Origin of the sequence: Roseateles subflavus, from assembly GCF_030285365.1 — a bacterium.
Classification (GTDB): Bacteria; Pseudomonadota; Gammaproteobacteria; order Burkholderiales; family Burkholderiaceae_C; genus Roseateles_B; species Roseateles_B subflavus.
On record NZ_JASVDS010000008.1, the window covers coordinates 62,853 to 87,704 of the forward strand.

Consider the following 24,852-nt stretch of genomic DNA (forward strand, 5'->3'; position numbering starts at 1 on the left):
TTGCGTCAGGCACCGCACTGCATGCCGGCCTCTTCGTTGACTCGGTTCATCTCGAAGCGCTGCGCTGCCTGGCGGCGCTCTTCGCGATGACGCGGGAGGTTCTTGATCCACTCGCGCGTTTCGCTGTTCAGGGTCAGCGCTTTGCGTGCCCGTGTCGCCGCCACATAGAGCAGGTTGGATTCAGCCACCGGCGGCGTCGCGTTGGGGTTTTGGCTCAGCTCCCACTCCATGTCGTTGAGGAACTCGAAGTCATCACAGAGCTGGACACAATCCCACTCGAGGCCCTTGGACTTGTGGGCCGTGGTCAGCACCATCGAGGCGTCCGCCTCCAATGCGACTGCGTTTCGGACGATGTCATCGAGCAGTTGCGGCGTGTCGTGACCGAACTGATCGACCAACTTCACCAGGATCTTGGCCTCGCCATCCGAGGCTTCTTCGGCATAGCGGGTGTAGTCGTGCCACGAGCCGATCTCCCGCAGCGTCCGATCCTGGATGGACTGGACGTCACGGGCGTAGAGCCGATAGGCGTCGCGGACGAGCTCCAGCCGATACTTCTCCGGACCGCCGATCCAGTGGATACCTTCGCCGCGGCGCTCGGCCGCCAGGTTGAAAAGCTGCGCGTTCGTGCGCGACAGGTGGGTGACCTTCTCGGGGTTCCAGACGCCGTCCTTGGCCAGGCCGACGATCGGGTGAGTCTCGCCCTTGAGCTCGGACAAGAGGAGGTTGGCGACCTCGGCGATGGCCGGGCCAAACCGATGGGTTCGGGTCAGGTGGAAGCGGGTTGCACCGACCGAGAGCTGTTCCATGGCGTTGATTGCCCCCCGGAACTGATAGATGCCCTGATGACGATCGCCGATGCACAGCACCTTGGCGCGCTGCTGCGCACGAACGATTTGCAAGGTCACAGGGTTCGCGTCCTGGGCCTCGTCGAAGATGATGTCGTCGTAGGGCAGTTGAGGCTTGCCCAGCGCATACATCTTCAGGTAGGCGTCGTCGGGCATCTCCAGCCGGTCAGCTGGATCCATCATGCGTTTCCAGGCAAGCCTGGCCAGGGCCACGGCATTGATCTGCTCGCTCGGGGACAGATCACGCTCGAAGGCCACCTGTTCGACATGCTTCTCCGAGATCTCGGCGTCCGGCGAACCGAAGAAGGCGTTGAGCACGCGCTGAGCGTTTGATGCCTGCCGGGCCTGATTGATGTTCAGGTCCCGCATCAGGTTGTGAGGCTTCCAATTCCGGGTGACCCGGTTCCCCACCTGCTTCTTCATCGCACCCCAGGCCAGCGAGTGCGTCGTCATCGGCTCAACGTTCTTCGGGAAGCGCTGGCGCGCCTCCGCCGCGTTGCCCGTGTTGAGTACGAGGTAGAGGATCCGGCTCTGCGGCCGCGCCCTGGAATAGCCGACGGCGGTTGTGGTCTTGCCGCAGCCAGCGAAGGCGTCGGCAACAACGAGTTGGTCGTGACAGTCGATGATCGCCTGCTGCTCGTCGGTGTACCTGACGTCCGGCACGGGCTTGCTGGAGGAGATGGCCGCGCTTCGACTCAGCCCTCCCACGCGGGAAAGACCGCCGCCAAGCCCGCCATCCCGTGCGGCCTGCGTGGAACCAGATGAGGAGATCTTGCTGAGCCCGCCCAGTGAACGTCCAGTTCCCTTGGGTGCGTCGACATCCGGTCCGTCCGGCACGAAGTCCTCAGGTAGGGCCCGCGGTACGACCACCTGCGACGCTGGCGCGCTGGACCGCGCAGCCAGCTGCACTGCCTCCCTGGAAGGAGTCACCTCGGCGGGTGTGGTGGCTGCAGACGCGGAGACCATGGGTCGGCCCGGGCGTGCAGAGAGCGCTGCAAAAGGGCTGACTGCCGGAGGGGCTACCTCCTTCGGCTCAGGGCGTACCTGAGGCTTGGCTTGCAACGCGGCCTGCGATGCAAGCCGGGCGGCGTTGATGTTCTCGACAAGCCGTGCGAACGCGTTGGCCATGATTCAGCCCTTTAAATGTTTTGCCTAATAAGTAGTCGGCAAATCTATTCTAGGGCCAAACCGTCCTTGGTTTCCGTCTACCCCTTCATGCGCTCACATGCGCCCTGCTGCTGCTCATCCCTCTTGAATGCCTCGAAGGGCATCCTCAACGCGCACGAGCAGCGCATGCATTCGTGCCTGGCTCACCGGATTTGCCAGATCCGTCAGGCGGGCGATCTCCTTCTGGGCAAGCTCCAGCCTTTGGCGCGCCGAGGTAATCTCCGCGTCCTTACTCGTCATCAACATCTTGCGTACCGCGTCCAGCTGCTCGACGGCGCGGGCCATGCTGGCTGCGTGCCGCATGAAGGGAGCGATGGATTCGCGCAGCTCGATGACGGCCGCGGCCTGGGCCTCTTGCGACTCAACCAAGCGGATCAGGAGTTGCTCGAGGTTGCCATGTTGCTTCTCCCCTGCGACGGGCGCCGCTGCCTCTTGGGCAGAGGGTGACGCTTGGGTTGCAGCCAGGCCTGGGCTCGGCAAGTGTGCCCGGCAAACCAAGTTCCTCACTGCCGCGTAGTCGTACAGCGGGCGCCGACCTGGAAGTTGATCCCTCGCCTCCTTCAGCCGCCCAGCGGCGGACCAGCGCTTCAAAGTGATGTACGCAGGGGCAATTTCTCCGAGCTCCTCTCGCAGCCGGTTCGAACAGTCCAGGAGGGACAGCATCGGTCCCATCTGGGGCACCGGAGGATCTGACGACGTAGCCATACCGTCATGGTATCACTCAAGGCTCATAAGATACCGAAATTCAACCATTGATACCGAAGTAGGTTGATTGGCGCCGCAGGTAAAATGTTTCACGGCACTATTGCAAAGAAACTTTGATCTTAAGTTATTGGTTTATAAGGATTTTTCTTGCAAACAGCCACCGCAGAAATTTTCCGTGGAACATTTGATGGATGGTGTCTCCAGTTGACACTTTTTTGAAGTGGTGCCACCACTTCGGCAATGCCTGTCTGTCGGTTTGCGCTGTAGCCTGAACTCAGGAGGCTGGGTTTGCCAGTCCACAATGAGCTTGAGGCAATGCCCATTTCGACATCCCAATGGTGGGTTGTCGCGTTGCCACGGAGGCGCCCCATTGACGGAGTAATTCCGGGCCAAAGGACGAATGAATGACTCATGCAGCTTGGACACGCGATGGTCGGCCAGTGGACACAGGCTTGATCCCCATCGACATCTGGGAGGGGCTGAAGCAGTCGGCGGCAGTCGGCGATTTCGTGATGCCTTGCTGCAGGGCGCCGGCCGTGCTCAAGACCAGCATCAATGGAGTGCCCTTCTTTGCCCACCTCTCGGACGAGTGTGCCACTGCGCCTGAGACCATTTGGCACCAGGCTGGCAAGGCCTCGGTGCTGGCCGCCTTGCTTGGGATGGGTATTGAGGGCCGCGAAGAGGCACCTGGCCGATCGCCGAGTGGAGACAGATGGGAGGCTGATGTCCTGTTCTCTGCCAACGGCCGCACCATCGCGATCGAGCTGCAGCGGTCCTACCAGCATCTCCGCGACTACTTGCGGCGCCAGGAAAGGTACGCGGCCTCGTCGGTCGAGTGCTATTGGCTTGTTCGCCGCGAGACCTTCCTCACGTTGGGCAAGGCCACGTCCCGATTGTTGTTGAAACGTGACTTCAATAGCACCTGGCCGGCAGGGGGTATCGGAACAGGCATGCTGCCAGAGCTGCCTGTGGCCGTGCTGGACACCAACGGTGCGCAACCCGTGATGTTCGGCGGCGGGAAGGCTACATCGGTGCCGGCGTGGCTCGCGGGCGTGCTCGGCGGCTCGTTCCAGTACAGGGGCGGCTCCTGGAATCTGGGCTGACGGCACGTACTTGGTGAATCGGCTTCCGCACAGCGGAAGCGCTGGAGCGCAGCGTGGAGCGCGGCCAGTTGGGGCTGAAGGTCATCCGCCTGCCGCACCGGCAGGGTCTCTTCGCTCGCACCAGTGACTTGGTCGACTACCTGGATTCCCTGGATCAGCACGTGATCCAGAGAAAGGAGCGCAAGGTGTAGTAGCAGCGCCGCTGACAGACCCCAGAAAGGCAGAAGGCTCAAACACGATTCCCGTCGTGTCTGAGCCCCTGAGTCTGCCGCCGATTCCTCAACCGGTTACCCAGACTCTAGCCCCCCACCTCGCTTCACGCAAGCGGGGCCCGTATCCATGGGCCCCGCGGGGATGCCTTTCCTACCGCTGTCATTTCCAGTTGCCATCAGTTGGCCTTACGTCGTTGCCCGCGGGCAACGCACGGCGGCCAAGCTGAGGGTGCGATGCTGCCGCGCGTTTCGCGCAATCACGCCCGACCACGGGTCTTGGAGAGATACTGCGACATCTGATAAACGTCATCCTTATTGCATCACTCATGGCTTCACAAGTGATGCGATAAGTGAACAGTGCGTCGCCCTCCCCGCCCGCCGATGGCCCTCCCCCTCCCCACATCCTGCCGCTGTCCAGGTCTACCCTGAGGTCGGGCGGCTTAGTTCGCGCCGGAGCCCTGAGATCGGTTCTGGCCTTGCTCCGGCCTGTCTGCGGCATTGCTCGGCCCTCTGGGATCAGATTGGTGTGCCTCGCCATGGCCTTCGACGTTCTGCGGGCGCAGGCCTCCCGCGCCCTCGTAGGCCAGGCGCCGCGGTGCGTAGAACATTGGGCTCTTCTCGTCGGTCTGGCCCATGAGCTCTGCGACGTCCCCGATCGGGTATGCCGCCTTGCTGTTGGCCGAGTATTGGTGCCTGGCCGAGTAGAGTGAGTAGCTCTTCTTGCCCTTCCAGATCTTCTTGCAGGCCGACCAGATGGCTGTCCGGCAGTTGTTGTAGTAAGCCTGGAAGGCGACGCCACTGCTGTTCAGCGAACTCAGATGCAGGTCGACGAAGACCCGGGACTCGGAACCGACAGGGATGGCCCGAAAGGTCTTGGCCGCGGGCTCGCCCTCGGCGCCCTCCTCCTGCTGTTCGGCTTCGGCCTCTCCTTGCTCGGCGTCGGTGCGATTGAAGGCCGGCACATCGATCTTGCGCTTGCTGTTCGGTGCGAGCAGCCAAGTCTTCTCCTGGTCGCCCCAGGACGCCTCCTCCCACTCGTTGGGTCTGACGCCCGTGGCCAGCGTGGCGAGAAGCCAGTACTGGGCACGGGCGCCCCACCCTGCCGTGCGGTTCTGCAGGCCGAGTTGATCCAGCAGCATGGTCAGGTCGTTCTTGGGGATGCCGGTCTTGCCGGAGCGGAACGCGCGCAGAGGGGGCGTGTCCTGGTGACCCGAGCTCGACCGTCGACCGCGAGGGCCGGTGGAGTCCCTGCTCTGCGACAGCCGATCATGAGCCTCGGCGTAGTTCTTGTCGCTGCCAGCGAGCTCGCCGAAGCAGAACAGCAGGGCGCTTCGATAGATCCCCCACGTCGCTGGCCTGAGCGACCTCGACCGCTCAATCAGGTAGTCGACGACGTCGGTGGGCTTGATCAAGGGTGGCTGTTGCGGATCCGTCGTCCTGGCCTCCGTGGCCTGGCGCCAAAGCAGGCCGACCCGGTACCGGTATTGATCTTCGGTAGACAGGAGCCGGCGAGCCTTGACCTGCTTTCGGGACACGGCTGCCGGTTCAGGTGTCGACGCCTGCTGGCCGGGCTCAATGGCCGTGGTCTGAACCCCGTGCCCGACTGCCGCGCTCAGTTCGTTGAGCCCCGACGGGTTGGCCTGGGGGGTGAATTCATCTTCCGAGCTTGGGGGCATCGCGGCCTGGCTGTCGTTCATGGTTTGTCGGACGCGGCCGCCTTCTGCGGTGGCCTTGTGCTGGAGTCGTGCTCGATGGCTGCGGCGAATTGACGGTATCGGCTATTCCGAGCCCGGCTTTCCTTTTGTCCCGATTACTGAAGCCAGCTGACCGGGTCCTGATTGACTTTGCAAAACAATTATGAAGCAAAATGCTATAGAGGTCGATCCTTCACGACCTACCCGACCCCGCTGAAGTGCTTGGACCGTGACATTTGCGGTGCCGCTTATTTCGCCCCATTCGAATTTGCGACACCGTTTACTTTGCTGAGCCTGGAGTGTCCTACTGGCCGTCATGTCCCAACTCCAAGGTCAAAAACACAAAGGCCCTGGACATCTGCTTGAATGTCCAGGGCCTTCATCTTGAGGCCGCCAGGTGGTCGACGTCGAACCGGATCACGGTCGCAGGCCTCAACGCTGAATTGGCGCGTCGTGGCCCGCACCTCATCCCCGCAGAAGCGCCTGGCTCATTGTTGCCGCCACCGCCCGGCCGCGGCTCCCAGGCCGCTGCTGGGGTGGCGGTGGCGCCGGCTCTGCTGCTGTCGGTTTGCTGGGTGCCGTGTTTACTGCAAGTGCCGCCCGCCCGGTCTGTCCTCCCTCATCTGACCCAGCCGGCGATTCAAGGTGCTGAGATACGCCGCCATGTCCCATCCCTTCTCGTAAGCCGGAAACTTGAACGTGGATAAGGCCTTGGGACGCAAGTTGCTGGAGCTTTTTCAGGGCGAGTGACTCAGCGGCCAGCGCGCGAAGCTTCTCTGTCCGCTTCACGCGCTTGAGCGGCGCCAGGACGGCATACAGATCCGGCGTGATCTCCGGGTCGATCTCGATCTGGATGCGCAAGGGCTCCATTTCAGGCCGCCTTCGGCTGCTCCGACGCGGCGTCCATTACCGCCTCGCCGATGATCTGGAAGCCGCGCGCATTGGCCAACATGCTGTCGGCCATGACGAAAACCGGGATGGCCGGGAACCGTTTGGCCAGGGCATCGCGGTATCGATCCGGGTGGCCGCCAACGATCACGATGATGTCGATCAGCTCGTGCATGCCACGCACGCCCTCGATCAAGCGGCTCACCGGATCGTCGACGGCGGCCTTGATCACCTCCTCGAACTCGCCCAGGTCGTAGGTCGTTCCGGACAGCTTCAGTGCTTTGCCCAGGCGCAGCGCATCATTGATCAACGGCATCGTTGCCGGGCCCAGAGGCCGGCCGACCTTGGCCTGCAGCGCTTCAAGGACGGCTCGAACGACGCGGTGGCGCCCTGCATCAGATGCTGCACCGCTGGCCTTGGTATTGATCTGGCCACGACGGATCAGCAGCCAGTCCGTCGTGTGCTCACCCGGGTCCACGACCAGCGTCGTCAGCGCTGCCAGGTCCTCGTCCCTCGAGAGCGGCTCCAGAGCGCCGCTGGTGCTCGCAATCGCCTTGTTCAAGTCATCGACGTGGTTGCCGAGCTCGACGTAGCCGCCCAGGGGCTGGGGACGAACGAGGACCTCGTTGATCCGCACCTTCTTGCCGCCGCCGATGTCGATCTCGCCTTGGTAGGTCTTCTCCAGGTAGTCGCGACGGTCGCTGTTGAGGTACTGGTTGACGGGCAAGCCCAGGACCAGCAGGTCGATGGTCTCTTCATCCATGTACCTCAGGGCCCCCTTGGTGAGGGCCTCGTAGATCGGGGAGAGGTAGAACTGATCCGTGATGTCCCGGCCGAAATCGCCGCCGGTTTGTGCCAGGTCGATGTCCATTCCGACCTCGTACATTGCGCCGGCGGCCGGGACGTCGAAGGTGTCGCGAGTGCTCTGGCCCAGGGCGCGCATGGCGCTGGGGTCGGACGGAATGGCCATACTGGGGAAGTGCATGAACTCGACTTCCCCCGGTGCCCTGCCGGCAGCTCGGCGGCTCAGTTTGACGCGGCCAAAGCCCACGTCAATCACGCGGACCGTCGGAATAGCCGCCACCGCGGCCTTGCTCTTGCTCATCGAAAGCTCCTCTCAGAAGTGGTTGATGGGTTGTGACAATTTCATTGTGCATCATTGATAGTGCACAAATCAATAAGCGGCCGATCAGCGATTGCATTCCAAGGTGCGCCGGACTAGCCGACTGGTGCTGTACCAGCGATGCGCCGCTGATGGCGCTTCGCTATCTGGCGGGCGCCGTGGTTGCGCAACCAGACAGCCAGTCCATTCAGCGATGGACCAGTGATGAGTCAGTGAACCAGGGGCAAGGCATCGGTATGGCTGGCTATGGAAGCTGCGCCGCTGATGCATCACGAGTGCGGCAGTGGTGCAGTTTCGGCGCCGAAACCGCACCACTGCCGCACTCCCAGCCTGGTGACTGCATTCGATTAGAGGTATGCGATACGTGAGACGGGCCAGATCCTGAGCTTCGCCGCGCTGTGGCAATTGGCTCCGGCGCTGCCGTCCCCATGGCCTGTATGCGGCCGGAGTGCCGGCCTATCGCTGGCACTCCGGCGATCTGGGGCAACCCCTAATCCTCCAGGGCGCGGTCAGGGACGTGAAGACTGGCATCGATCCAAATGCCGGTAATTGATTACCAAGTTTTGCGCTGTTATATTTGGAGTCGTTTACAGAAGGTGACGCGTTTACAGTAACCAGCAAGCCAGTTTCTGCGCCGAAACTGGCCTTCAACCAAGGAGCACTAGATGATGTATGTGGTCGTGTTGGCCAACCAGAAAGGCGGTGTGGGCAAGTCCACCTTGACCGGCCATCTCGCCGTGGAGGCGTCGAGATCGAGTCGTGGGCCGGTCGTGGTTCTGGATACGGATCCTCAGGCTTCATCTGCCGACTGGTGGAATGCCCGTGAGGCACAGGACATTGCCTTTGCGGCAGTTGAGGATGTGACAGGTCTGGCGGCGCAGCTCAAGGAGTTGGAGGCTGCGGGGTTCAAGTTGGCGTTCATCGACACCCCGCCCCAGGCCACCGACACGATCCAAGCCGTCGTGGATTGCGCGGACGTGGTTGTGATCCCTACCCGGCCGAGTCCCCATGACCTGCGCTCGGTAGGACGGACCGTAGAGCTGTGCGAGAACGCCGGCGTCCGCCCTCTATTTGTGATCAACGGTGCGGCTCAGCGCGCGAAGATCACAACCGAGGCGGTCATGGCCCTCTCCGTGTACGGCGCGGTTTGTCCAGTCATCATTCATCAGCGGACGGACTTTGCTTCGTCAATGACCGACGGAAGGTCTGTCCAGGAATTGGATGCCGAATCGCGTAGCGCAGGTGAAGTCTCAAATCTTTGGGACTATGTTTCGTCTCAACTCAAGCGAGTCAAGAAATGACCAAGCAGAAACCCGCCGGTCTTTCCGCCGGACTTGTTGGCCTGGGATCAACCTCACGCGCGGGGTTGGTCAGCAAAGGCAGCGCCGTCGCCCCCTCCGCCGTGAGGATGGCTCCTTTGAGTACTCAGGTTGTCGACCGGCAGCCGCCAGTTTCGGCGCCGAAACTGGCGGCTGTCACCCTGCTTTCGAGCTCGGACGACTTGCCGATTGGCGGGATCGCTGAGGTCGAAATCGCACGGTGCCACATGAATCCTTATGGCGCCCGTCAAGTCTATCCCGCAGCTTTGATCGAGAAGCGCGCCAACTCGATCGCCAAGGAGGGGCAGAAGTACGAAGCCATCGTGTGCCCGCATCCGACCATCAAGGGTGACTGGATCATCATCGATGGCGAATGCCGCAAGCGCGCCCTGATGCATCTGGGGCGAAGCACGATCAGGATCAAGAACGATGGGCCGAAGACCAACAAGGATCTGTACTGCCTCAGTGAGGTCCTGAACAAGGAACGCAACGATGGCACGGTCATCGACAGCGCGCTGGTCTGGCAGAAGTTGCTCGACGACCAAGTTGCCAACAGCCAGGACGAAGTGGCGGAGATTGCGCATGTGTCGAAATCCGTCGTGTCCAAGACGCTGGGCATCCTGAAGTTGCCGACCTACATCATTCAGTACATCAAGGACTCCGATGGGGCGGAGCGGCTATCTGCAACTGCAGCCTACGAGCTCCTCCTTATCTCGAAGCATGTGGCTGGTGATGATCTGACGGCCTTGGTCGACAAGGTGATCGCGGGTCAGATGTCGACACGAGAGCTTGAGGCCCTACGTTCGAAGTTCGAGGCTGGCACGACGCGGAAGCCGAAGGAGATCAGCCGTCAGTACAAGATCAAGACAGGCGAGTCGCAGGTGGGTTTCCTGAAGGAGTGGGATAGCGGCAAGGTCGCCTTCGAGATCCACCTGGTGGATCCGGTGCAGCGAATCGAGCTGTTGACCGAACTCAAGCGGCGCTTCGGCCTCAACGAGGCCTGATGCCAATGCCGACCGCAGTTTGCGAATCCGACCAGGCCGTTGACTCAGGCCTGGCGTGGGTCGAGGCGTTGGGCTACCGGCAACCCAGGCAGATTCCAGGAATTGGCATCTGCGCGGTCCAACCCTTTCTCTTCACCGGCGGTCTAGTGATCGGCATCGAGCAGTTCGGCCACAAAGGCCGGTATTGCTATGCCAGCCTGACGGAGGCCATCACGGCCATTGAAACCTGGTCAGGGCAGGGAGACCCGCCGGGCGCCTGGATCAAGTTCAAAAGCTCGCGAGGAGAGCGACTCGGTCCAGGCTGTAGTTAGGTCGGGCCCAAGCTCCACAAGCAGGAACGGGCGCATTAGCGCCCGTTCCTCATTTCGGCGGTGGCCGGTCTTCAATGTGCTCTGGCGCCGTCTCCGGTCATTTGGTTCAAGACCAAGTGTTGTGTGATCTGGGATTCGACCCAAGCTGATCGATTCAATTCGCTTGCCGGCGTCTGGTCCACGAAAGATTGGATCAACTTGTCAGCCTGGTCATTGCCGCCGACAGCGACGACTTTGCGGAACAGCTCGGCCGACAGGCTGATCGACGTGCGCTTGCCGCCAACGGTTACGTTCCGCTTCACCAGATCGACGCCGCGGCCTCGCTTGGACTTCACAGCCCTCGGCCTGGCGTCACCATCTTGCCCGCCGCCCGACAGGCCCAGGACCATCTCGACAGTAGTCCTCACCAAAGCCTCGATGTCGATCTCTTGAACAGGCGGAGGCGAAGGAGGAGGTGCCAATTGCGCAGCGACGATGCTTGGGTAACGCAGAGCGAAGTGGCCGATGACGCCCGCGTCCGCACCGGCCTCGGCCATCAACTTGATGGCCGCGCCAGTGATGAGCGCAAGTCGGGGGTCAGGCTTTTCTTCCACGCCGACAGTGTACAGAGTATGAAAGGCCGTATTCAAGCTCGCTCAATCAGTACTCACGGCTTGAGTATGCACTGCATACGCAGAAAGTACTCAAAACTGCCAGGGTTGCGCTTCGCAGGTCGCTGTTCTGAGTACGAAACGCGCATCTTTACTCAAAACTGCCAGGGTTCCGACCCTGGTTCGGGCCAAAAGCATCCCTGAGGGGGGTTCATTCTTCAAGACGACGACGGCCCTATGGCCTTCAGAGGCGAAGCCGCGGGCCATTGTTTCAAACTTTCATTCAACGTTCCGTTGTTTCCATTGAATTTTCCCTTTGGTGACAACAGCTTATCGTCGAAACCCTGGCGGAAATCAGGAAGCAGACGGCGGAACCCAGTTCGACCCTGGCGGAAATCAGGAAGCAGATGGCGATTTCGGGTCGAAACCCTGGCGGTTTTGAGGCGAAGGCACTCTTGTTCGCACTGGCGCAGCGAACCCTGGTGGCTATCATGAACAGTCTGCCGGGGTTGCGTTGGATGGTGGCGCCTTGAATTCACGATCTGCCAGCTGCTAGCATGGGCCATGGCAAAGAAGACTGTAGCGCCTGCCTTGGATGCAGGCGAGTTCTTTTCCCCTCAGCTTGGGGAAGAAGGGCAGGAGCCCTTGGGTGAGGCAAGCAAGCCGGGTGAGGTGTTCGGGCTTTTGCAAGAGCCTCAGGCAGCCGGTTACGAGATCCTGGCATCGGACGGCGCAAGCCAGCAGGCGCTGTTCCCGGCCGGCGAGCTGCTGACGCCGCCGGCGCTGGCCAAGTTCAGGAAGGGCATTGCGCTGCTGCACTCGGCACCGGTGAGCCGCGACCAGAACCACACACTGAACTCGCGCCGGATCATGGATGCGATCGTGGCGCTGGTCCAGATCGAGTTCAAGCGGATGCCCAAGGCCGTGGTCGAGAAGATGCGCGAATACGAAGCGTCCCCCATGTTCTACGTGAGCAAGGGCGAACTGCGAAAGATGGCTGGCATCGGCACCAAGAACTACGAGGAGATCGAAAAAATCCTGGATCGGCTGCACGAGATGCCATTGCGCTGGAACATCCTTGGCGAGGATGCGTCGACCGAGTGGGACATGAAGAGTCGCTTCCTTTCGACCTACGGGATCGGCAAAGGCGCGAAGCAGGGCATGGTCTGTTTTGCCATCGATCCGCGGGTGTTGTCGTTGATCCTCGAGCCGAAGTTCTGGGTGACCCTGCAGTTCGAGATCACGCCGCATCTTCGGCTCGAGGCGGCCTACACCCTGTACCAACACGCTTGGCGTTACATCGGCACTTTCAACAAGGTGACGGCCGACTTTCCGGTCGCGACATGGATCGAGCTGCTGATCGGCAACTCGCGGCATGTGAAGGTGGACCCCAAGACCGGCGAGAAGTCCGTCGTGGACTACAGCGACTTCAAACGCCGGTACCTCCTGCCGGCGTTGGCACGAATCAACAGCATCAGCGCCCTTGGGCACACCATCGAGCTGCGCGAGCATCGCTCCGGACTCAAGGTCAAGCGACTGCAATTCAAGTTCGTTGCCAAGCGCCAGGAGTCCCTGGAGCTGCCAATGAGCTGGCCGGAGGCCATCATTGAGACGCTCAAGCAGATCGGGTTCACCGAGGACGAGGTCGCGACGCTGAGCCAGGGCTTCAGCCTGGACGATGTGATCGAATCCTTGGCCAGATTCCGACAGGCCCAGGAGCGCAAGGCCAAGCAGGGGGAACGGATCGGCTCTCCCACGAGCTTCTTCACCGGTGTCCTGACCAACGTCGCCAACCAGGCCGTCCTTGACGCGGAGAAGTTCGCCGAGATCGAGAAGGTTGCGAAGGCGGAGGAGGCCGAGAAGCTGCGCAAGCAGCGCGAGGAGAGGGCGCTGGTCGACTTCAACTTGCGGCGCCACAAGATCTTCAAGGCTGCGTTGCTTGCATGGCCTGAGGAAAGGCGCATGAATTTCTTCAAGGAGTTCGAGGGCAGCCAGGATTTCCGCAGCGCTACCCGCGCGATCATCGCCAAGGGCTGGGAGTCGGCGGGCATGAGTGCTTGGAACGAACTCCGGGAATGGGCCGCGAAGCGCCGCCCATCGGATTGGGCGGAGTTGCTGCCCAATCCGGAGGACCAGAGCCTGGAGGCCTGGCTTCTTTGGCGTCTGGACCAGGTGGGGACGACGCCCACGGATAGCTAACGTGGCTGGCCCGCTCACGCGACCCAAGGTCGTCAAGGTCCGCCAGGCCGGTGCCGACCACCAGGTCGTCACGGTCGTGGGTGGGCCCGGCACCTACAGGCGAAGGCCTTGTGGCGACTGCCCATGGCGCAAAGACGCCGTGGGCGAGTTTCCGGCCGAGGCGTTTCGACACTCGGCTGCCACTGCATACGACATGAGCGACCGTACCTTCGCGTGCCACCAGTCGGGTCAGGCCAAGCCTGCGATCTGTGCTGGCTTCCTGCTGCGCGGCTCCGCGCACAACCTCGCAGTGCGATTGGGGTACATGCAGGGTCGGTTCAATGGTGGTGTGAGCGACGGCGGGTGTGACCTCCACGAGAACTACAGGGCGATGGCCGTCGCAAACGGTGTCGACCCAGACGATCCGGTGCTGACACTCTGCAGGGACTGACCGGCCGTAGTGCCCCCGGAAGGCGTAGCGAGGCTGCAACGGCTTCGACTTGCTCGGCACCTTCAGCGCATCTCTGACGCCAGTTCGAGCGCTATGCATGCAAAGGCGACTCCTTCGAGTGGCATGCCGGCCTAGCAGGCCGGTGTGATCTTGGTTGACTGGCGCATAGACACTCTGTCCCAAAAAAAACTTCACGGGTCTTTCTGTAAATGCCGGTGATCTGTTGAAAGTTTTGTTTTGCATGCTACGATTCCTGCAAATCAAACCTGATTCAGAAGCACATGCAGGACTGCACCACGAACTCCTCGCGCCGCCGGCCGCGACAACTTGTCGGCCTGGCTTGCGCGCTCTATGTCATGGGCTTGATCGCTGGATGCGCGGCCCAAAAGATCGAGCCCGTCAAGGCGGCGGATCCGGCTGAGCTGGCCCTGCAGAAGTCCCTGGATCGCGTGGCAAACCTGCCCCAGTTCACAAGCGGTGCGGACGAAAAGCTGCCGACCCCGAAACTGAAAGGGCAAGGCATCACGGTCTCCTTTCAAGGGAGCGCGGATCAGCTTCTGTCGAAGATCGCTGCCGCTCGTGGTCTGGCCTTCAAAGTGCAAGGGCCTCAACCGTTCCTGCCGCTGCCAGTTCACGTCGACCTCGCTGACGTGACCTTCTCGGAGTTCCTGGCTGACGTGGGGCACCAGTTCGGTCAGCGTGCGGACCTGGTGCTGACGGACAAGACCCTCGAGATCCGCTATCGCGGTAAGCCGTGAGGGGGGATCGCGTGCTTCGGTCGTCGTTGTCTCTGTCCAAGCCCTCCGTGTCCGCAGTCACACTGCTGGGTGGCATCGCCGGCTTCGCGTTGCTTGTCGCGTGGTCACGTCCGGCAGAAGCGCAACTGGCGCCAGCCCCCGAGGGGAGGACCTCCCTTTCCCAATTGCTCAACGCAAACGCCGGCAATGCGGCGGGTGTGGCCGTTGTCAGACTCTCGCCGGTTCGTGAAGCTGCGCTGGGCGACACGGCCCGTGCCCTCGGGGCGCAGGCTGGCCTGCGTGATCGCTCGGCTGAGCTGCAAGCCATCATTTCCCGCAGCTCGGCCGAGCTGGATCGTCGGTACCGGTTTTCCGACCTGATGATGGGCGTTGGCATCCTTCCGGCCGTCATCAGTGAGGCTCGTGATGCCATCGCGGGTGACGCGACAGTGCTGCGCATCGCGAAGAGTATCTATCGCATTGACGAACCGGCCAGGCCGGTCGCCATCGCGCCAACCTGGCGCGACTGGCTGCTGGTTGGCTTGGCCGCCGATGGCCAGCTGCAGCTCCCCGCGGACCCAACGCTCCTGCCTCGCGACGACGCAGAGCGTGCCTACTGGCGACAGCAGGTCAGCGAGTCGTACCGCCGCGGCTATGACCAGGCCGACCAAGTCTACGCTCTGAACCTGGCGCGTCTTGAGCGCACGTATCTCGGCATGCGCCGCTTCTACGAGCTCTATGCGCGCGGCATGGTGACGGCGCCGACCGTCCTGGCGTCCTCCAGCGTGATCAATCGCGAGGATCCCAACACGGTGGCCGTGGGAGAGACCGTCTTCCGCATCACTGCCGGCACGACGTTCGTTGATGACGACCGCAGCTGGCAGCCGCTGGGGAAGTGAAGGGCTGACGATCCATGAGCGACACCAGCCTTCTTGACCGCCCCGAAGCGTCCGCAAGCGCCGCGCCAGATTCCACCTTTGCGGCCGCTGCCAAGCAGGATGCCGTGTTCGGTTCGGCTGCTGGCGTGATTGCACCCTACAACCTCGATCACGACTTCAGCGAGGTCGAGTTCGACCACTTCATTCGCTGGGCCTCCGAGAACCGGGCTTCCGACTTGACCATCCAGTCAGGCGACTTCATCACGGCGCAGATCCAGGGTATCTGGCGCAGGGTGACGACGCGATCCCTTGAGCACAACGAAGTCGAGCGAATCGTGGCCATGAAGTACGGCCAGACCGGTCCGGCGCGCCTGGACAGCGGTGAGCCAATCGACTTCCGCCTTGAGGTCGTGATCGACCGCGACAACGTGCTTGGCTATCGGGCGAACGCGACCAAGTGCCGTGTCGGCGACCTTGCCACAGGCATTTCCATCACGACCCGCAGCATCCCGGGGCTGCCGCCCAAGCTCGAAACGCTGGGCATCGAGCAGCAGATCCTCGACTCACTGTTCCCAAAGTACGGGCTGGTCCTCGTCATCGGGACGACTGGGTCGGGCAAATCGACGTTGCTGGCATCCGCAAACCGAGAGCGCCTTGAGGGGCTCAACCCCGTCAAGATCATCACCTACGAGGACCCGGTCGAGTACACCTTTGGGCAACTGGGCAAGGGCAACATGCCCATGATTTCCCAAGTCTCGATCGGGCGCGGCAGCGACTTGAAGAGCTTCAGCCTTGCCGGCCCGAACGCGATGCGCCGCAAGGCGGACGTGATCGTCATGGGCGAGCTCCGCGACCTCGAGTCGGTCATGGCCGGCTTCGAGATGGCGGAGACGGGCCATGCGGTCTATGCGACCCTCCACGTCGAGACGCCGGCCCAGGCTGTTGACCGGATCGTCAGCTTCTTTCCCGTAGACGGGCAGCCGGCCGCCGCAAACAAGCTGCGCGCAGCACTGCGGCTGATCATTGCCCAGAAGCTCACGCCGAACCTGCGCGGCACGCGCAGTGCGTTCCGCTCCTACCTGGTCTTCGATCGTGAGGTGCGAGCCGCGCTGGCGGCCGAGCCCTTCCACAAATGGGAGGCGATGCTGGCTGCGATCACCAAGCAGCGTGGCGGCACCTTTGAAGACAGTGCGTACCGGGCGTTCAGGGAGAAGCTGATCTCCTTCGAGGCCTTCATGGAGGTCTCGAGCATGACCAAGCAAGAGGCCACTCACTTCATCCAGGAGCGCGAAGCACATGGCGCGTGAATGGATCTTCGCTTCAAAGTCGCCGGTGGTTCCTGGCACCGAGGTGCACGCCTTCGCCCTGACACCGGTGGCCATGTGGTTCATCTGGTGGTCCTGGTGGAACTTCTTTCTGGTCCTGGTCGTTGCTGGCGTCATGGGCTACCTGCAATGGAAGGGGCGCAAGCCCTCCTGGGTGCTACGGCGCAGCAAGGCCAAGCTGCGTGGTGAAGTCGTCGCGGCTCGCCCGGTCTGGTACCGGCGCCGCCGCGGACAGATCGAGTCCTACGAAACCCTCGACATCCAAGCCTGCGATCGCATCGAGCCCGATGTGAAGGCGCCGGCCAAGAAGCCAAGCCACACCCCATCAACAAGCACCCCGCGCCAGGCTGGAGCGGAGAACAGCGGCCGGACCCGCGAACAAGGAAAGACCATCCCATGAAGCTCAAGGACTCTGCCACCCTCGCGCTGGCGCTTGTCTCCGTTCTCGCTTCCAGCTTTGCCTGGGCCGGATTCGTGGACGAACGGACGGAGAAGGAAAAGGCCGCAGAGCTGGGCCAGCGGACACCGCAGGTGGCCGCCTCTGTGGCGCCGGCGGCTTCAGCGGCCGCCAAGGCCGTTCCCGCGGCTGGGGCCACGCAGGAGCCGGTGAAGACCTGGGAAGTCCTGGCAAGCGACGTGCTGCTGATGAAGACCTTCCAGCGCTGGGCGAAGGATGCCGGCTACACGCTGCGCTGGGACGCCGAGAAGAACTTCCTCGTGTCGGGACCGAACACCTGGACTGGCTCCTTTGAGTATGCGGTCTTCAAGACGCTGATGACGCCTGGTATCCGCTACAGCGACTACCCGCTCGAAGCGTGCGTCTACCCCAACAAGCCGCTGCTGATGCGCGTGACCCGCAAGGGTGAGCAGGCCCGGGATTGCCCGTCCGTGGCGATCCCCGAAGAGGCCGGCCTGACCTCCGCCAAGAACTGACACCGGCATCGAGAAATGAACATGAAGACTCCGAACTTCCGACTCGCCTTCCTGGCCCTGTGGGTGGGGATCGGCACCGCGACGCTCGCGGCCTGCACGTCGCCCAACATGCTCCAGCGCCTGGAGCAGGATCGCCTCACGAGCAAGACGGCATCCCAGCTGGTCGCCGGTTCGCCGTCGCTGGCCGAAGAAGGCGGCCCGAATGTGGTGGGCGGCAAGCATGAGACCGCGGCCCGCGCGGCCGATCAGGCCAACGGTCCTGTGCTTCGGCACGCCACGATGCCTTGGATCGGTTCGGTGTCCGTGCCCGTAGGCGCCGATGCCCAACTGCCGACGCTCTTCTACGACAACATCCGCCTCAATTTCGACCAGCCGGCCCCGCTGCGGGTCATCGCCGAGCGTCTGTCCTCGCTGGTCGGCGTGTCGGTTCGCGTCAAGGACGATGCCATCAACGAGGTCTCGGCCTCCTCGCCCAGTGCCGCAGCTCAACCGCTCCTGCGCCAGATTGGCGGCACGGGCGCTGCTGCCAACGCGGCGGAGGCGGGGCAGGGCGGGGCAGCTCGACCCCGCCCGGTCTACGCCAAGATGCAGTGGGATGGCCCGCTGAAGGGCTTCCTCGACCAGCTGACCGATCAGACCGGCCTGTCGTGGGATTACCGCGAGAACGTGATCGTCATTGAGCGGCTGAGGACGGAGTTCTTCGAGGTGGCGGCTTTCGAGGGCGACACCAGCTCGCAGATGGGTATGACCGGCGCGGACGCAGGGACCAGCACCAGCGCGACCGCATCCGGCGGTGGTGCAGGGGGGTCGACCTCCAGCTCGAGTTCTGCAGTGACCGACGTGATGGACACAGGGAAGTTCAATCCCGTGGCATCGATGATCAAGACCATCCAGCAGATGGTGAAGGATGTGCCGGGAAGCGAAGTGATTCGGGCCGAAGGCTCCGGACGCATCGCTGTCACAACATCCAAGGATGCGATGGCTCAGGTGCGCCACTTCGTGCGTAGCGAGAACGCAGCGATGTCGCGCACGGTGCAAATCGAATTCGACATCTACTCGGTTCGCCGCAACGAAGGCGACCAACGCGGAATCGACTGGATGCTGGCGGTGAAGTCGTTCAGCCGCGCACTCAACATGAATCTGCTTTCCCCGGCTTCGACGGTGTCGAAGAGTGCTGGCGGCATCTCTCTCAGCGTGATGGGGCCGAATCAGTCGAGCAGTGCCACGGCTGCCAATTTCGGTGGCAGTTCGGCGATCTTGGACCTTCTCTCGAGCTATGGCGATGCCTCTGAACATCGACCGGTCACCCTGGTGTCCAAGAACCGCCAGTGGGATCGATCGGCAAACCTGGAGAGTGTTGCCTACGTGTCCGAGACCACACCCGGCACGGCTACGACGGTGGGTTCGGGAGCGCCGGGCCTGAAGACTTCCACACTGACCACCGGCGATCGCTACTTTGCTCAGGCACTGCCCATGGCGAACGGAGACATCCTGGTGAAGTTCTCCATCGGCCTATCGAGCCTGGTCAGCATGGCGAACTTCACCTCAGGCACGGGGTCGTCTCAACAGACCGTGCAAACGCCTGATACGACGTCGATCGTCAAGCAGCAGGAGCAGGTGCTGAAGGCAGGGCAGGTGGTGGCCATCACTGGACTGTCTCGCTACATCAGCAGCAACAAGCGCCAAACGCTGACCGAGGACTCGCCCCTGTTGCTCGGTGGCAGCCGTGTTCAAAGTCGACAGCGCGAGGACTTCGTGATCTTCATGCGCGCGACTACCAGCCCGCAGTAACGGCCCCGTGCACGAAGCATGAGCATCGACCGCATCATCGCCCAATCGGGCACCGGCACGCTGGTGGCCGGTCTGACCTGGCGTCCCGTCACCGGCGGCAAGCACTCGCGCAAGCGGTTGGACGAAGCCCGGGCGCAACTGGACGCAACGCACTACGTCGTACAGAGCGGTGCTCACGCTGCTGCCTACGGCTTCTTCGTTCCAAGGCCCTCGGAGGAAGGGCAGAGGCTGCCGAAGGGGGCTGCCTCCGCGGCGGCCGTGTTCGCCTCGATTGTCGGTACTGACCATCCGAACGCGGCTCTTCTGCTTCGGCTGGGTGATGCCGACCGCTTCTATCTCGTCACGCTTGATGACGGCATGCCGACGCTGGACATGGTCAACGACCTCCACTCGGTGCTGGAAGCTCTCGGCGAAGAGAAGAGGCCCATTTGGTCTGACCAAGAAGAGCTTGATGGTCATGCACTGCAAGAAGCAGTGGACCTTCATTGGCTCACGGGCCATCCGCCTGGCAAGTCCGCTCGGCTGCTCGCGGCACCTGTGAACATCTTGCCCGCGCTCGTCATTACGGCCGTGGTGGTGCTCGCAGTTGGTGGATGGCAGGCCTGGAGCCAGCACAAGAAGGCTCAGGAGCGGAAGCGAGCAGAGCAGGAAGCGCGCGAGGCCGATCCCTTGCCCAAGTACCTGGCGGCACTTGTCGCATCGCGGTCTCGCATGTACTCCGATCGGGGAGATCTGCAGCGCCTCGTTGGCCAGCTGCTGGCGATGCCGGCGAAAGTGGTGCGCAAGGGCTCTGGCAGCCCGGCCTGGCAGCTGATGATGGTCCAGTGCTATGCGGCGGAGAGGTACTGCAAAGCGACATGGCAAAGGCAAGGGGGAAGCTTCGAGGAACTCAAGGCTGCTCTGCCCAACATGTCGTTGGTGCTGGAGACCAAGAATGGGTCCGCCCCGAGTCTTGACATCGCCGAGATGCGGTTCACGCCGACCTGGTCGCGCAACCTGACATCGACACCGCAGCTGCCGCAGTTTGACCAAGCATTCGTTTCGGGAGGCAGCCTGTTTCAGCTTTGGAAGAACGCTGGCATGAGCGTCGATGTCAAGGGACCAGACCTGTGGCCCAAGGCTGCAGGCGTCCCGAGCTCGTTCAACACCCCGCATGGCGTGTGGCGTGGCGAGGTCACCGTCAGCTCTGTACCTGGTCCGTTCTTGGCGGAGGTGATCAAAGCGGCGCCTGCCTGGATGAGTTGGGAGTACCTCAAGGTCGAGCTGCCATCGAACTCGCTGGCGCCTGCATCCCTCGTCAAGTTCACCATGACTGCGAACTACTATGTGGCAAGCAAGTAAGAACCTCCCTCGCCCTGCAGACCTGCAGGACATCCTGGGGTGCCTCGCCTGGGGCTTCGTGGCATGCGGCGCCATCTCAGGGGCTTCCGCCCTGGCTGCAGAGGTCAAGCCGGTGGCCTCGGCGCCTTCGGCACCCTCTGGCCCCATGACGATAGGTGACTTCGTCGAAGTGCAGCGCAAGGCCATGGAGGCGAGTCTTGCCACCAAGGCGGGCGGCGTCTCGCCTGGCGGCCAAACGGCTGTTCCAGCGCCCACCGGTGCTGCACCCATTGCCGTTGTATCGACTGCACGTGCACCGGCCAGCGATGCTGGCGCTGCGAGTGCGCCTGTGCGCCCTGTCCGCCCTCCTGAGCCCACCGTTGCGGTGTCCGGCGTCGCACGCTTCGGCGGGCAGTGGTACGCCGAAGTGCAGATGGCGACTGGGTCAGTGCTCAAGAAATCAGGCGAGCGCATTGCAGGCACTCCGTGGACGGTCAGTGCCATCTACCCGAGCGGTGCAACCCTGGTCCGTCCCGGAACGGCCGATGACCTGGCCGAAGAGGCGGGCGGCAAGAAGGCAGGTCAAGCCAAGGGGCGGGCATCAGACCTCAAGGGTTCCTATGCACCCGTGGTCCGCCGGTTCACATTCGAGAAGAGTGCCCTCTGAATTGGGATGAAGTACAGCATGGGCATCCTCGACTTCCTTCGCAGCGCCAGCGGTGCAGTTCCCAAGGCAGCAAAGCCTGCTCAGGCAACGTCTGCGCGGCCAACTCGTGCGCACCGCGCAGCGAATCGGCCCATCAATGAACTGGTCGTGCGTGACTTCTCTGAGGTCAGCGACTTTGCGCGAATCCTCACTCAAGGCGAGGGTGCCATCTATGTGGTCCCGGAAGTGTTGGCTCCGTTCCTGACTGCGATGCACACGTCCGCACGCGACGTGAAGGTGCTGCGTTCGGTCGAGGTCCCGAATGGATTCGCAGCCGATCTTGCTCGCACACATCGCAATCTCTTGGCTCACCTGCGACAAGCTGGCTATGTGGTGACCCATGACCTCCAGGCTACTGACGCCGTGATTCGGCATGTCCGCACGAATCCAGGCCATCGTGCAAGCAGCAATGCCAAGGGGGCCCCGCTTGAGCTCTTCGAGCAGATCATCGACATCGCCGAGAAGAGCGGCGCGTCTGACGTGCACTTCGAAGTTCGGGGCAATGCAGCTCAGGTCCGGGTTCGCATCGACGGCAAGCTTGAGATGCTCGCAAGCAGTGCAGGTGGCCGCTATGCGCGCCGAGACATTGCTGATGCGATTGCTGCAGGTTTCAACTCCACGCGAAAGGGAAACACCGGGTCCCAGTACGAGGACAAGATCTTCTGCGACTGCATGATCGGTTTTGACACCAGCACGGCGAGCGGCCAGCTGCGATTCCAGAACATGCCCGGCCGCCTGGGCCCCAAATGCGTGGTTCGCATCTTGCGAGCTGAAAGGCCTGGTCGAACCGGTGAAGTGCGGGTCCAGTCTCCGGCCACTTCGGACGGAACGTGGCAAAGGCCATCACTGGCCGATGCGCGGCCGTACAAGCAGATCTATGCAGCCGCCGGATATGCACCTTCGCACATCAGGCTTCTTCGCAATGCCGCAGCCGCCGGCAAGGGCATGGTCTTGATAGCGGGCGTCACTGGTTCAGGCAAGACGACGCAGTTGAAGAACTTCATTGAGACGCTGCCGGGCTTGCACGAGAAGGCCGTCTACACGGTCGAGGATCCGATCGAGTATGAGATCCACGACTGCCACCAGATGGAAGTACAGCGGGACCTGATCGACGAGGCCGTGACGCTGCAGAACTATGGGCGGGTGTTCAAGGGGTTGCTGCGAAGCGACCTCGATGTCTGTTCGGTGGGCGAGGTGCGTGACGGGATGACCGGGAACTTCCTGCTGCAGATGGCCGAAACTGGCCATCTGGGGCTCGGTACCGTGCACGTGCACATGCTGACCAACATCGTGCCACGCCTGACGAACAAGGACATCGGTCTGTCGCGCCAACAACTGACCGGCCCTCACATCCTGAACCTGCTGGCCTATCAGGCACTGGTGCCGCTGCTGTGCAAGCACTGCTGCCAGACGATTGAAGAGGCTGTGCAGGAGCCAAGCAGCGCGGAAGAGCTGGTCGAGATTGTCGAGCTGCTCCAAACCAAGTTCCAGGTGCCGGTCGATGGCGTTCGCTTCCGACGCGTGGGGGGGTGCCACCATTGCAAGGGCCGAGGGGCCATCGGCCGTCGTCTGGTCGCCGAATTGTTCCAGCCTGACCGAACCTGGCTCGAGTTGGTCCGGCAAGGCGATGACCATGCCGCTCTCGCCCACTATCGCTCGCTGTCGGATGGTGATCTGTGCAGCGACGACATGACCGGCAAGACCGTGTTCGAGCACGCGCTGCTGCGGGCGATCCGAGGTGAGATTGACCCGCGTGAATGCGCGGAGTTCGAGACCTTCGACCGCTTCGAGTTGTCCGGGCCGACGGTGGCGCATCAGCGCGCGCGTGGTACGTCCCCAGTCCTCAGAGTGGCAGGGTGATTCGATGATTCCAGTCGACTTTCTCATCCTGGCCCAGCAATGCGCCCCCAATGTGCATCCCGTGACCATGGCCGCGATCGTGCACGTGGAGTCTGGTCTGAACCCCTACGCGATTGGTGTCGTGGGGGGGCGGCTGGAGCGCCAGCCACGCAACTCTGCCGAAGCCTTGGCAACGATTCGCGAACTCATCAAGAACGGCTGGAACTTCTCGGTCGGGGCTGCGCAAATCAATCGCTATCAGCTGGAGCGTCGAGGTGTCTCCTACGAGAGCGCCTTGGATGCTTGCACGAGCCTTCGCGTGGGCGGCGTCATCTTGAGTGAATGCTATGGCCGCGCGCTCACGGGAGCCCGTGATCCCCAGGTTGCTCTTCAGCAGTCCTTCAGTTGCTACTACAGCGGCAATCTCACTCGTGGCTTCGCCTCCGATTCGCCGGGCGGTAGCAGCTACGTCCAGCGCGTATTGGCAAGCGCATCTCGCATCAATCGCACAGCCATCATCCCCGCCGTTCGCGCGACCAATACTCAAGAGGCGCAACCGTGATCAAGGCCATCCAGCGCAAGTTTGACCTCTTCGATTTCAACCTCCATCGGGCCGAGTTCTATGGCGACCTGGCTGAGATGTTCGAACGTGGTGAATCGATGCTCAGCTTCCTCGAGGGCGAAATTCAGAATGCCTCGCGAACCGGAATGCGCAGTCGGGCTGTCGCTCTGCGCCTCATGCTGGCGCGCTATCAATCCGGCGCAGAAGGCGGACGCCTGGAGTACCTGCTCAACGGGATCGTGCCAAGTAGCGACGCCCTGATGCTACTGGCTGTTGAGCGCGCGAACAGCAAGCCCGCCGCGCTGCGCTCGATGAAGAGGACGATCGAGCAGCAAGACGAAATGCGCCGCATTGTTGTCGTGGCAAGTGCGCTTCCCATCGTGGTGATTCTGCTGTGCTCCGTGCTCATCTGGACGGTAGCTGGGCTGCTTCGCAAGGTCGATCAGAATGCTCCGGTCTATGTCCGCGACGCAATCTGGACTGGCTTCAATGGCCTGGCCAAGTGGATCGCTGACATCTCCATCGACTACGGTCCGGCCTTGATGGTCGTCACGGCCATTGGGCTCATGGCGCTCGTGCATTCCTTGCCGCGCTGGAAGGGGGCATGGCGTCTGAGGGCCGAGCAGCTCCCGGTCTATTCGCTGTATCGGGACTATCAGGCGGGCCTTCTCTGCAGCTCCATCGCGATGCTTCTTCAAGCGGGGGGCACGCTGCGCGGATCGATCGAGGACCTGGCCCTGCGCGCTTCCCCGGTGCTGCGCTGGCACCTTGGCCGCGTCCTGCAATCGCTGGATGACGCCCCCAATCGTGCCGTGGAGGCATTCAGCCGTGGCGTGTTTTCGCCCTACATGGTGGCCCGCGCATCGACCCTATACCGAAGCACTGGCAAGGACAAAACGTTCAGCGATGTGCTGGTCCAGCTTGGCACTTCTGAAGGCGACCGCCTGGTCGGCCGCGTTCGCCTTGCAGCCATCCTGGCAGGTTCGTCGGTGACCGGTGTCTTCGCAACCGCGGCCGTGATCCTTGGCATCGCCTCGGTGACGGCCGTCGGCAAGTTCAGCAACGTCATGCAGCCGGCCGCAATGATGGCTGCAAAGGCCGAGTATGAAGCTGCGCACCCGATCGATGCACCCGATCCAGTTCTCCCTTCCAACCCCTAAATGCATCCGAC

The 24,852-nt window shown here is 62.4% G+C and carries 21 protein-coding genes; 16 read left to right on the forward strand and 5 right to left on the reverse strand.

Features of this window, described 5'->3' with window-relative positions; genetic code table 11:
* Positions 1–5: 5 nt before the first annotated feature.
* Both QRD43_RS20725 and QRD43_RS20730 read right to left on the reverse strand, forming a co-directional pair.
* Positions 6–1,973 carry a UvrD-helicase domain-containing protein gene (locus QRD43_RS20725; protein WP_285984415.1) on the reverse strand — a complete coding sequence of 656 codons (1,968 nt, stop codon included), beginning with the start codon at positions 1,971–1,973 and terminating at the stop codon, positions 6–8.
* A gap of 114 nt (positions 1,974–2,087) precedes the next feature.
* Entirely contained in the window at positions 2,088–2,675 is a 588-nt protein-coding gene (locus QRD43_RS20730) for a hypothetical protein (RefSeq protein WP_285984416.1), read from the reverse strand.
* 494 nt (positions 2,676–3,169) lie between these two features.
* Between QRD43_RS20730 and QRD43_RS20735 the strand changes: the two genes are divergently transcribed.
* Positions 3,170–3,820, forward strand: coding sequence for a competence protein CoiA family protein (locus QRD43_RS20735; protein ID WP_285984417.1), 651 nt, complete (start codon positions 3,170–3,172; stop codon positions 3,818–3,820).
* Between the two features lie 652 nt (positions 3,821–4,472).
* Here QRD43_RS20735 and QRD43_RS20740 read toward each other — a convergent pair.
* The gene (locus QRD43_RS20740) at positions 4,473–5,729 is read right to left on the reverse strand and encodes a hypothetical protein (RefSeq protein ID WP_285984418.1); all 1,257 of its coding nucleotides are present in this window, start codon (positions 5,727–5,729) and stop codon (positions 4,473–4,475) included.
* An 868-nt stretch (positions 5,730–6,597) separates the two neighbouring features.
* Entirely contained in the window at positions 6,598–7,719 is a 1,122-nt protein-coding gene (locus QRD43_RS20745) for a ParM/StbA family protein (protein ID WP_285984419.1), read from the reverse strand.
* A 683-nt stretch (positions 7,720–8,402) separates the two neighbouring features.
* Between QRD43_RS20745 and QRD43_RS20750 the strand changes: the two genes are divergently transcribed.
* Both QRD43_RS20750 and QRD43_RS20755 read left to right on the forward strand, forming a co-directional pair.
* Complete coding sequence (locus QRD43_RS20750) at positions 8,403–9,038, forward strand: AAA family ATPase (protein WP_285984420.1); 636 nt, start codon at positions 8,403–8,405, stop codon at positions 9,036–9,038.
* On the forward strand, positions 9,035–10,060 hold the full coding sequence (locus QRD43_RS20755) for a ParB/RepB/Spo0J family partition protein (RefSeq protein WP_285984421.1): 1,026 nt from the start codon (positions 9,035–9,037) through the stop codon (positions 10,058–10,060). The genes QRD43_RS20750 and QRD43_RS20755 overlap by 4 nt, the downstream gene beginning before the upstream one ends.
* A gap of 382 nt (positions 10,061–10,442) precedes the next feature.
* Here the strand turns inward: QRD43_RS20755 and QRD43_RS20760 are convergent, their stop codons facing one another.
* A complete protein-coding gene (locus tag QRD43_RS20760) occupies positions 10,443–11,000 on the reverse strand; it encodes a hypothetical protein (RefSeq protein WP_285984422.1) in 558 nt (185 codons plus the stop codon).
* Between the two features lie 525 nt (positions 11,001–11,525).
* Between QRD43_RS20760 and QRD43_RS20765 the strand changes: the two genes are divergently transcribed.
* From QRD43_RS20765 to QRD43_RS20825, 13 genes are all read left to right on the forward strand, one after another.
* Positions 11,526–13,160 (forward strand): replication initiation protein, encoded by a 1,635-nt coding sequence (locus QRD43_RS20765; RefSeq protein ID WP_285984423.1) that lies wholly within the window; start codon positions 11,526–11,528, stop codon positions 13,158–13,160.
* Positions 13,161–13,236: 76 nt separating this feature from the next.
* A complete protein-coding gene (locus tag QRD43_RS20770) occupies positions 13,237–13,590 on the forward strand; it encodes a DUF6283 family protein (RefSeq protein WP_285984539.1) in 354 nt (117 codons plus the stop codon).
* 281 nt (positions 13,591–13,871) lie between these two features.
* Complete coding sequence (locus QRD43_RS20775) at positions 13,872–14,348, forward strand: DotD/TraH family lipoprotein (protein WP_285984424.1); 477 nt, start codon at positions 13,872–13,874, stop codon at positions 14,346–14,348.
* A gap of 47 nt (positions 14,349–14,395) precedes the next feature.
* Positions 14,396–15,226 carry a type IV secretory system conjugative DNA transfer family protein gene (locus tag QRD43_RS20780; RefSeq protein WP_285984425.1) on the forward strand — a complete coding sequence of 277 codons (831 nt, stop codon included), beginning with the start codon at positions 14,396–14,398 and terminating at the stop codon, positions 15,224–15,226.
* Positions 15,227–15,240: 14 nt separating this feature from the next.
* Positions 15,241–16,512: a type IV pilus twitching motility protein PilT gene (locus QRD43_RS20785; RefSeq protein ID WP_285984426.1), complete on the forward strand. Its 1,272-nt coding sequence runs from the start codon at positions 15,241–15,243 to the stop codon at positions 16,510–16,512.
* The gene (locus QRD43_RS20790) at positions 16,502–16,930 is read left to right on the forward strand and encodes a hypothetical protein (protein WP_285984427.1); all 429 of its coding nucleotides are present in this window, start codon (positions 16,502–16,504) and stop codon (positions 16,928–16,930) included. Before QRD43_RS20785 ends, QRD43_RS20790 begins: the two co-directional genes overlap by 11 nt.
* Positions 16,927–17,463 carry a TcpQ domain-containing protein gene (locus QRD43_RS20795; RefSeq protein ID WP_285984428.1) on the forward strand — a complete coding sequence of 179 codons (537 nt, stop codon included), beginning with the start codon at positions 16,927–16,929 and terminating at the stop codon, positions 17,461–17,463. Before QRD43_RS20790 ends, QRD43_RS20795 begins: the two co-directional genes overlap by 4 nt.
* Before the next feature lie 21 nt (positions 17,464–17,484).
* A complete protein-coding gene (locus QRD43_RS20800; RefSeq protein ID WP_285984429.1) occupies positions 17,485–19,254 on the forward strand; it encodes a hypothetical protein in 1,770 nt (589 codons plus the stop codon).
* A gap of 18 nt (positions 19,255–19,272) precedes the next feature.
* Positions 19,273–20,595, forward strand: coding sequence for a type 4b pilus protein PilO2 (gene pilO2, locus QRD43_RS20805; protein ID WP_285984430.1), 1,323 nt, complete (start codon positions 19,273–19,275; stop codon positions 20,593–20,595).
* A 145-nt stretch (positions 20,596–20,740) separates the two neighbouring features.
* Positions 20,741–21,241 carry a hypothetical protein gene (locus tag QRD43_RS20810; protein ID WP_285984431.1) on the forward strand — a complete coding sequence of 167 codons (501 nt, stop codon included), beginning with the start codon at positions 20,741–20,743 and terminating at the stop codon, positions 21,239–21,241.
* An 18-nt stretch (positions 21,242–21,259) separates the two neighbouring features.
* Complete coding sequence (locus tag QRD43_RS20815) at positions 21,260–23,140, forward strand: GspE/PulE family protein (RefSeq protein WP_285984432.1); 1,881 nt, start codon at positions 21,260–21,262, stop codon at positions 23,138–23,140.
* A gap of 4 nt (positions 23,141–23,144) precedes the next feature.
* Positions 23,145–23,681 carry a lytic transglycosylase domain-containing protein gene (locus QRD43_RS20820; protein WP_285984433.1) on the forward strand — a complete coding sequence of 179 codons (537 nt, stop codon included), beginning with the start codon at positions 23,145–23,147 and terminating at the stop codon, positions 23,679–23,681.
* Positions 23,678–24,841: a type II secretion system F family protein gene (locus QRD43_RS20825; RefSeq protein ID WP_285984434.1), complete on the forward strand. Its 1,164-nt coding sequence runs from the start codon at positions 23,678–23,680 to the stop codon at positions 24,839–24,841. The genes QRD43_RS20820 and QRD43_RS20825 overlap by 4 nt, the downstream gene beginning before the upstream one ends.
* Positions 24,842–24,852 lie beyond the last annotated feature (11 nt).

Bases quoted from the DNA above. Each gene is read 5' to 3' on its own strand.
- QRD43_RS20725 (WP_285984415.1), bottom strand. From the start codon at position 1,973: ATGGCCAACGCGTTCGCACGGCTTGTCGAGAACATCAACGCCGCCCGG.
- QRD43_RS20730 (WP_285984416.1), bottom strand. From the start codon at position 2,675: ATGCTGTCCCTCCTGGACTGTTCGAACCGGCTGCGAGAGGAGCTCGGA.
- QRD43_RS20740 (WP_285984418.1), bottom strand. From the start codon at position 5,729: ATGAACGACAGCCAGGCCGCGATGCCCCCAAGCTCGGAAGATGAATTC.
- QRD43_RS20745 (WP_285984419.1), bottom strand. From the start codon at position 7,719: ATGAGCAAGAGCAAGGCCGCGGTGGCGGCTATTCCGACGGTCCGCGTG.
- QRD43_RS20750 (WP_285984420.1), top strand. From the start codon at position 8,403: ATGATGTATGTGGTCGTGTTGGCCAACCAGAAAGGCGGTGTGGGCAAG.
- QRD43_RS20755 (WP_285984421.1), top strand. From the start codon at position 9,035: ATGACCAAGCAGAAACCCGCCGGTCTTTCCGCCGGACTTGTTGGCCTG.
- QRD43_RS20765 (WP_285984423.1), top strand. From the start codon at position 11,526: ATGGCAAAGAAGACTGTAGCGCCTGCCTTGGATGCAGGCGAGTTCTTT.
- QRD43_RS20775 (WP_285984424.1), top strand. From the start codon at position 13,872: ATGCAGGACTGCACCACGAACTCCTCGCGCCGCCGGCCGCGACAACTT.
- QRD43_RS20785 (WP_285984426.1), top strand. From the start codon at position 15,241: ATGAGCGACACCAGCCTTCTTGACCGCCCCGAAGCGTCCGCAAGCGCC.
- QRD43_RS20790 (WP_285984427.1), top strand. From the start codon at position 16,502: ATGGCGCGTGAATGGATCTTCGCTTCAAAGTCGCCGGTGGTTCCTGGC.
- QRD43_RS20795 (WP_285984428.1), top strand. From the start codon at position 16,927: ATGAAGCTCAAGGACTCTGCCACCCTCGCGCTGGCGCTTGTCTCCGTT.
- QRD43_RS20800 (WP_285984429.1), top strand. From the start codon at position 17,485: ATGAAGACTCCGAACTTCCGACTCGCCTTCCTGGCCCTGTGGGTGGGG.
- pilO2 (WP_285984430.1), top strand. From the start codon at position 19,273: ATGAGCATCGACCGCATCATCGCCCAATCGGGCACCGGCACGCTGGTG.
- QRD43_RS20810 (WP_285984431.1), top strand. From the start codon at position 20,741: ATGACGATAGGTGACTTCGTCGAAGTGCAGCGCAAGGCCATGGAGGCG.
- QRD43_RS20815 (WP_285984432.1), top strand. From the start codon at position 21,260: ATGGGCATCCTCGACTTCCTTCGCAGCGCCAGCGGTGCAGTTCCCAAG.
- QRD43_RS20820 (WP_285984433.1), top strand. From the start codon at position 23,145: ATGATTCCAGTCGACTTTCTCATCCTGGCCCAGCAATGCGCCCCCAAT.